The sequence below is a fragment of the Acidisoma sp. genome (genome assembly GCF_035492295.1).
Lineage (GTDB): Bacteria > Pseudomonadota > Alphaproteobacteria > Acetobacterales > Acetobacteraceae > Acidisoma.
In genome coordinates, this window is sequence record NZ_DATJJK010000069.1 from 1 (window position 1) to 7086 (window position 7086).

The window sequence follows — 7086 nt, forward strand, 5'->3', positions numbered from 1 at the left end:
CAGGGCATTGCCTTGATTCTCGGAGATGAGGTCTGAGAGAACCTTGGCCAAGCCCTTGTCGTAGGCCTCGATGCAGAGTTCGAAGTTGAGGCGGAAGCTTCGCATGTCCCAGTTGCTGCTGCCGATCAGCGACCATTCGCCGTCGACCACCATGACTTTGGAATGCCGGAAGGGAGGCGGGCAGCGCCAGATGCGCACGCCGCTCTCGAGCAGCGGGCCCACATTCGCCCGTACTGCCCAGTCCAGCAGGCGATGCACGCCCTTGCGGGGAATGACGACATCGACCGCGACGCCACGCTGGGCGGCGAGCACAAGAGCCGTGATCACGCGCTGATCGGGCAGGAAATAGGGCGTCATGACCTGGATGCGATGCCGCGCGCAGGCGACTGCCTGCAGGACTGCAAATTCGATCTTCTCGATATCTTCGTCCGGCCCCGCGGTCAGCACCCGGCCGATGATGTCGCCCGTCTGGTCCAGGGCGGGATACCAGGCCTCGCCGTCCAGTTCCTCACCGCTGACAAATTCCCAGTCCCGGCCGAAGGCATAGGCGAGCTGACTAACGACCGGCCCTTCGACACGGAAATGCGTATCCTGGATCGGGTCCTTGGGGTCGGTCGCGAGGACGTTCTGGTCGGCGACGTTGACGCCTCCGGTGAAGCCGATGCGGCCGTCCACCACCAGGATCTTCTTGTGGCTGCGCAGGTTGAGGAAGGGCATGCGCCAGGGCATGGAGGAGTGCATGAAGCGCCCCGCCGGAATGCCGGCCGCCCGCAACCGGTGATAGGCGGGGGAGCGGAGCCAGCCACTGCCGATCCCGTCCACGATCACGCGTATCGCCACGCCCCGCTGCATCGCGCGCGCAAGCGCCGTGACAAAGCGCTCGCCGATTGTATCTGCTCGGAAAATGTAGCTGGAGAGGCCGATGCTGCGCTCGGCTGCGTCAATCGCGGCCAGCATGGCGGGGTAGGCCTCGTCGCCGTTGTGCAGGATCTCGATGCGATTGCCGGTCTCGATCTGGCGGCCGCAGATATGGCCGATGCCCGCCTGCAAGGCCGCAAGCCGATGATCCTCCGCCGCCCGGCGGCCCGCATGGCGCCGGTTCGACCGGCCGGTCGAGCCGCCGCGCAGCCGCAGCGCCCGCCGCCGTACACGGTTGATGCCGAGCACGAAATAGGAGAATCCGCCGAAGAAGGGGGCGAACCATGCGAGGCCGATCCAGGCCGTCGCGGCCGCCACGTCCCGTTTCGTCTGCAGCACATGGATCGTTACCGCGAGCGCGATCACCAGGCCGAGCGAAAGCTCGAGACTAGGTTTGATCCGCGTCAGGAATTCCATCAGCTCGACCATGAATGCGCGCTCTTCGGAATGTGAGGGAGAGTTGGCATCAGTTGGCGGCGATCCATCCTTCGGCCGCGAAGAAGGTCCCGATATTGGTCGCGACCTTCTTGGCCAAAGTCTCGCCGTCGCGGGCGAGGCCCGTCCGCTCGCGCGAGACCGTTCCCGCGGCCGCACCCGCGACCGCCATGGCAACATGGCCGGCGGCCGCGCCCGCGGCGCCAAGGCCCAGGCCTGGCGTGCGGCCGCTATTGGCGTCCGCGTCGTAACTCTGCAGCGGATGCACCTGCCCGTCGGCACCGAGCTGGAGCACTGCCGCCGAGCCGTAGACTGCGCTTTGGCCGGCGCCGAAGCCGATGACAGCCCGCCGCGTCGCATTGCCGGACTCGACCCGCAGGATCTGGCCCTCGATCAGGACGTCACCCGGCGCGGGGGCGGAAGTGCCGGCGGGCACCGCGTGCAAGCCCATCCGGTTGATGGCATCGACCAGGGTTTCGCTGATCGCCTCCTGCACCTCCGTGGCGAGTTTCCGGCGTTCGGCCGCCGGGTCCGGCGCCTGTGCCAGGGCCTCCAGCCGGGCTTTCATTCCGGAATCGAGCTGTACGGTTTTCGGATCGATCGTAAACGGATAGACGAGGACCGTCCGCGGCCGCGGAAGCTGGGCGCCGCCCTGGCTGGGGGGTGCCACATAGCTCGCATCGTTCTGCGCCGCCGTGCCGCAGCCGGTGAGCGCCAGCAGGCCGGCGATGGCGACCGGCAGAACGCGCCTCGGGCGCCGGACAGGAGTCAGTTTCTCGTTCATTGTCAGGCCTCTCAGGAATTTTCCTACCAGAACACGGCGCGCCACCGGCGTCGATGTTCTTTCCTGGCTGGGCCTCCCATGATCTGCCGGAGCATCTCGCCCCGGCAAGGCGGGCTGGCGCCTCCTGTCCAATCGGGTTAACGCCTGCGCGCATCATCCGTTCGGAAAGGTGGCTGATGGACGATTTCACGGCGGCGCACGAACTCACCCCGGAACAGGCGGTGGCGCGGCTCGAATTCAACTACGACCATGCCTGCGACACGCTGCGGGAGTCACTGGCCCGCTTCGTCAAGACGGGTGTTGGGCCGACCCCGGCCGAGCGCCGCCATTTCCGCTATCCGCGGCTCGACATCACCTGGCGGCCGACCGGCCCGGTGCCCTTCACCACCCGCGCCTGGGCAAAGATGCAAACGCCCGGCGTCTATTCCACCACCATCACGCAGCCCGCCTTCTTCCGCTCCTATCTTCTGGAACAGCTGGAACCCTTGGTGCGGGATTTCGGCGTCAGCCTCTCGGTCCATGTCAGCGACCTCGAGATTCCCTACCCTTACGTGACCGAGGGCGGGGATGAGTTCACCCGGGGCACGGTGGAGGTCGCGGAGCTTGCCCGCATCTTCCCGACACCGCGCCTGTCGACCGTGGGCGACGAGGTGGCGGACGGGCTGTGGCATTTCGATCCCGATCGGCCGCGGCCGCTGGCCCTTTTCGATGCGGTCCGAACGGATTTCTCCCTGAAGCGCCTGCAGCACTACACCGGCACCAACTGGCGGACGATCCAGCCCTGGATCCTGCTCACCAACTACCAGCGCTATGTGGATGGCTTCGTGCGCTTCGCGCTGCAGGAACTGCACCGCGAGGGCTCGCCCTATGTCGCGCTGCATTTGCCCGGGGGCGTCTCTGTCCGCTGTGAATCCTCGGCCGAGGAAGCGGCGGCCATCGTCGCCCGCGCCCCTTGGCAGAGCTTTCAGATGCCCGCCTACAGCCTGGAACGCGGAGACGGGGAGGGTGGCACCACCATCGTCAATATCGGCGTCGGACCTTCGAACGCGAAGAACATCACCGATCATCTGGCCGTGCTGCGGCCCAATTGCTGGCTGATGATTGGCCATTGCGGCGGTCTTCGGCAGAGCCAGGTGATCGGCGATTACGTCCTTGCCCATGGCTATCTGCGGCGGGACCGGATTCTGGACGATATTCTCCCGACCGAGGTGCCGGTGCCGGCCTTGGCCGAGGTGCAGCTGGCCCTGCAGGAAGCTGCGGCGCTGGTGACGGGCGATCGCGGCGACGCGCTGAAACGCCGGCTCCGTACCGGTACGGTGGTGACCTATGACGACCGCAACTGGGAACTCCGCTGGTCGCATGAGCGGAGGCGGATCAATCTCAGCCGGGCGATTGCGGTCGACATGGAAAGCGGAACGCTTGCAGCGCAGGGCTACCGCTTGCGGGTGCCTTACGGCACGCTCCTTTGCATCTCAGACAAGCCGCTGCACGGGGAGATCAAGCTGCCAGGGGCGGCAACGTCCTTTTACCAGCGCGCGGTGGGGGAACATCTGGCGATCGGTCTGAAAACGATCGACCTGCTGAGGGGACAGCTTCATTCGCTGCATTCCCGGAAGCTTCGCGCCTTCGACGAGCCGGTTTTCCGTTAAGTGTCGGGGGAGGGCGCAGCCCTCCCCCTTGCTTGCTCAGTGCCAATAATAGCGCTGCGGCGGGGGAGGCGGCGGCGGTCCGTGGGGCTCGCCATGCCAGCCCGGCCCGTGGTGCCAGCCATAGGGGTAGTAGCAGCCGCCGAGAGAGAGCGCGATCATGGCGCCCGCGGCAAGTCTGAGCAGAGTCGTTTTCCTCATGCAGAAACCTCCGTTGCTGGGAGGCATATGGCCATCGCGGCCAGGAGCACGAGGCTAAAGCCTGACCAATACAAGAAATTGTGTCAGGACGGGGAGCCGGTGAGGAGCTGCCGGGCCACTGCCGCGTCCGTCTCGATCTGCCGCCGGAGCACCTCGAAACTCGGGAATTTTTGCTCCCCCCGGATGAAATGCTGCAGCGAGACCGCGATCTCCTGATCGTAGAGATCGCCCGCGAAGTCAAAGATATGGGCCTCCAGCCGGCTTTCCAGGCTGTCGGAGACAGTGGGCCGCAGGCCGATATTGGCCACCCCATTGTGAGCCGCGCCGTCGGGGAGGCGCACTGTGACGGCATAGACGCCGCGCGCCGGCTCCAGATGCCGGCCGAGCGGCAGATTGGCGGTCGGAAAGCCGATCGTCCGCCCGCGCTTGTCGCCATGGGCGACCGTCGCACGGATCGTCCAGGGGCGGCCGAGCAAGGCATTGGCCCGTTCCGGATAGCCGTCCTGCAACAGGCGGCGGATGCGGGTGGAGGAGATCGGCCCGGTCGAATCGGACAGGGCGGGCGCGATGGAGAGGCCGATACCGAGCGCCTCGGCCTGGGCCGCGAGAAAGGGCACGTCTCCACCGCGCCGATGGCCGAAGGCGAAGTCGGCGCCGCAGACAAGATGGCTTGCCCCCAGGCGCTCGTGCAGCATCGCCCGCACGAAATGCTCGGCCGGTTGCTGACTGAACTTGTAGTCGAAGCGCAGCGGAAAGAGCCACCCGACATGCAACTCCTCGAGCGCAGCCGCCTTTTCGGCGAGCAGGGTGAGGCGGAACGGTGGATCGTCGGGCCGAAAATATTCGCGCGGATGCGGCTCGAAGGTCAGCACGGCCAGCGGGGCGCCCGGCCGGGCCGCATGCGCGGTGCGCACGACGGCGGCATGGCCGAGATGGACTCCGTCGAAATTGCCAAGTGCCACGGTCGCACCCCGTGCCTCCTGCGGCACCGGGGCATCTGTTTCGATGATCTGAATGGTCATGCCCCCGACATGCCCCAAGGCACGGCTATGTCAAGCGCGCGGATGGGCACGCCGCCAGGTCTCCATCAGTTGGGCGGCATCGACCGCCGTATAGCGCTGGGTCGTGGAGAGACTGGCATGTCCCAGCAATTCCTGGATGGCGCGCAAATCGGCGCCCTGGCCGAGCAGATGGGTCGCGAAGGAATGGCGCAGCGCATGCGGTGTCGCATGTTCCGGCAGTCCGTTGAGGCGCCGGAAGTCCCTGAGTGCCTTCTGGGCGATGGCGGCATCGAGCCGCTTGCCGCGGGCGCCGAGAAACAACGGCGCCTCTGGCTCGTCCTGCCAGTGGAGCGCGATCCAGCGCGCCATCATGTCTCGCGCAATGGCAAGCACCGGGACGATTCGCGTCTTCCCCCCTTTGCCGGTGACACGCAAGGGCGCGTCCGATCCCGGCAGCGGGGCATCCGCGCGGCGCAGCCCGAGCGCCTCCGAAATGCGCAAGCCGCAACCATAGAGCAGGGTGAAGAGGGCGGTGTCCCGCGCCTGGAGGGCTGCCTGGTCGGAGACCTCGCCGATTTCGGACGCGACGGCCCGGGCCTCCTCCACCGTCAGCGCCCGGGGCAGCGGTTTACGTGCGCGGGGGGTGGCGACGAGGCCGATCGCCGCATTGGCTATGCCCTTTTCCCGCTCGGCATAGCGGAGGAAGGTGCGCAGCGCGGAGAGCTTCTTGGCCCGTGTCGCATTGCCGTGGTTCTGCGCCGCTTCGTCGGCAAGCCAGGCCCGGAAATCAGCGGCGGTCAGCCTGCCGAGTGCGCCGATATCGGGCTCCCCTCCTAAGTGACGGGTGAGGAAGCCCAGGAAACCGGCGACGTCGCGGCCATAGGTCTCGAGCGTCAGCGCGGCCGCCCGCCGCTCCGATCCCATCCAGCGAAGCCATTCCTGGCGCAGCGTCTCTGCCAGCATTGCCTGTAGGGCCTCCTCTGGTCTCCTCTCTACCTCTAGCGGCGAAGCGCGCGCTGTGCGAGGGGCGAGGCATGGACGATGCCGAGTTGGATCTGGAAGGCGGGGTACCACGGCCGGCGGTCGGCCGCCGCGTCTCCGTACTCCTGCCGGTGCCGCTGGCGGGTGCGCTCGATTACCGGCTACCGCCGGGCGCGACGGCCGAACCCGGGGACATCGTGCAGGTGCCGCTGCACGGCCGTATGCTGCACGGCGTGGTGTGGGACAGCCCGGCGGATTCGGGCCTGCCGCTGGGCCGGCTCAAGATCGCGCAGCCGGTTCCCGGCCTGCCGCGCCTTCAGCCCGCACTCCGACGGCTGATCGATTGGGTTGCGAACTACACCCTCTCGCCACCGGGCGAGGTGCTGGCCATGGCGATCCGCACACCCTTGCTCGCCACCCCTGCGCAGAAGGCGGCAACCGGCTTGCGGCTGGGCGAGACCCGCCCCGAGGGGCGGGACCTGACGCCTGCGCGGCGGCGGGTGCTGGAGGTCTTGGCCGATCGTGTACCCCGGGCTCAGGCCGATCTCGCGGCAGAGGCGGGGGTCGGCGCCGCCGTCCTCCGTGCCATGGTGGAGCGCGGCTGGCTGGAGACCGTTCCGCTCGCACCCGCGCCGGATTTCGCGCGGCCAGACCCGGATCATCCCGGCGCGCCGATCCTCTCGGACGATCAGGCGGCGGCGGCGGCGGCTCTGGTCGGCCAAGTTCGCGCGCGCCATTTCGCGGTGACCCTGCTCGAAGGCGTCACCGGCTCGGGCAAGACGGAGACGTATTTGGAGGCGGTCGCGGAAGGGATCCGCGCGGGGCGGCAGAGCCTCATCCTGCTGCCCGAGATCGCGCTCTCCGCACAATGGCTGGAACGGTTCGAGCGGCGCTTCGGCGTGCCACCCGCTGTCTGGCATTCCGATCTCTCGCCGGGTCTGCGTCGCCGCACCTGGCGGGCGGTCGCATCGGGCGAAGCCATGGTCGTCGTCGGCGCACGGTCCGCGCTGTTCCTGCCTTTCTCCGATCTCGGCCTCATCATTGTTGATGAGGAACATGAGAGCGCGTTCAAACAGGAGGAGGGGGTCATCTACCACGCCCGGGACATGGCGGTGGTCCG

Annotated in this window: 7 protein-coding genes; 2 read left to right on the forward strand and 5 right to left on the reverse strand. The window is 67.5% G+C overall.

Annotated features, from left to right (window positions below; translation table 11 throughout):
- Positions 1-1347: phospholipase D-like domain-containing protein (locus tag VL752_RS05145; RefSeq protein ID WP_325352844.1), on the reverse strand; the 1347-nt coding region annotated here is incomplete at its 3' end.
- A 37-nt stretch (positions 1348-1384) separates the two neighbouring features.
- The gene (locus tag VL752_RS05150; RefSeq protein WP_325352846.1) at positions 1385-2137 is read right to left on the reverse strand and encodes a DUF4410 domain-containing protein; all 753 of its coding nucleotides are present in this window, start codon (positions 2135-2137) and stop codon (positions 1385-1387) included.
- Between the two features lie 176 nt (positions 2138-2313).
- On the opposite strand from VL752_RS05150, the gene VL752_RS05155 reads away from it, so the two are divergent.
- On the forward strand, positions 2314-3786 hold the full coding sequence (locus VL752_RS05155) for an AMP nucleosidase (protein ID WP_325352848.1): 1473 nt from the start codon (positions 2314-2316) through the stop codon (positions 3784-3786).
- A gap of 36 nt (positions 3787-3822) precedes the next feature.
- Here VL752_RS05155 and VL752_RS05160 read toward each other — a convergent pair whose 3' ends face one another.
- The 3 genes from VL752_RS05160 to VL752_RS05170 all read right to left on the reverse strand — a co-directional run bounded on the left by VL752_RS05160 (position 3823) and on the right by VL752_RS05170 (position 5948).
- Positions 3823-3984 carry a hypothetical protein gene (locus VL752_RS05160; protein WP_325352851.1) on the reverse strand — a complete coding sequence of 54 codons (162 nt, stop codon included), beginning with the start codon at positions 3982-3984 and terminating at the stop codon, positions 3823-3825.
- 83 nt (positions 3985-4067) lie between these two features.
- Complete coding sequence (locus tag VL752_RS05165; protein WP_325352852.1) at positions 4068-5006, reverse strand: bifunctional riboflavin kinase/FAD synthetase; 939 nt, start codon at positions 5004-5006, stop codon at positions 4068-4070.
- Positions 5007-5036: 30 nt separating this feature from the next.
- Positions 5037-5948, reverse strand: a complete 912-nt coding sequence (locus VL752_RS05170; protein ID WP_325352855.1) for a tyrosine recombinase XerC — start codon at positions 5946-5948, stop codon at positions 5037-5039.
- 71 nt (positions 5949-6019) lie between these two features.
- Here VL752_RS05170 and VL752_RS05175 point away from each other — a divergent pair.
- Positions 6020-7086, forward strand: a 1067-nt coding sequence (locus tag VL752_RS05175) for a DEAD/DEAH box helicase (protein ID WP_325352857.1), incomplete at its 3' end; no start/stop codon positions are given.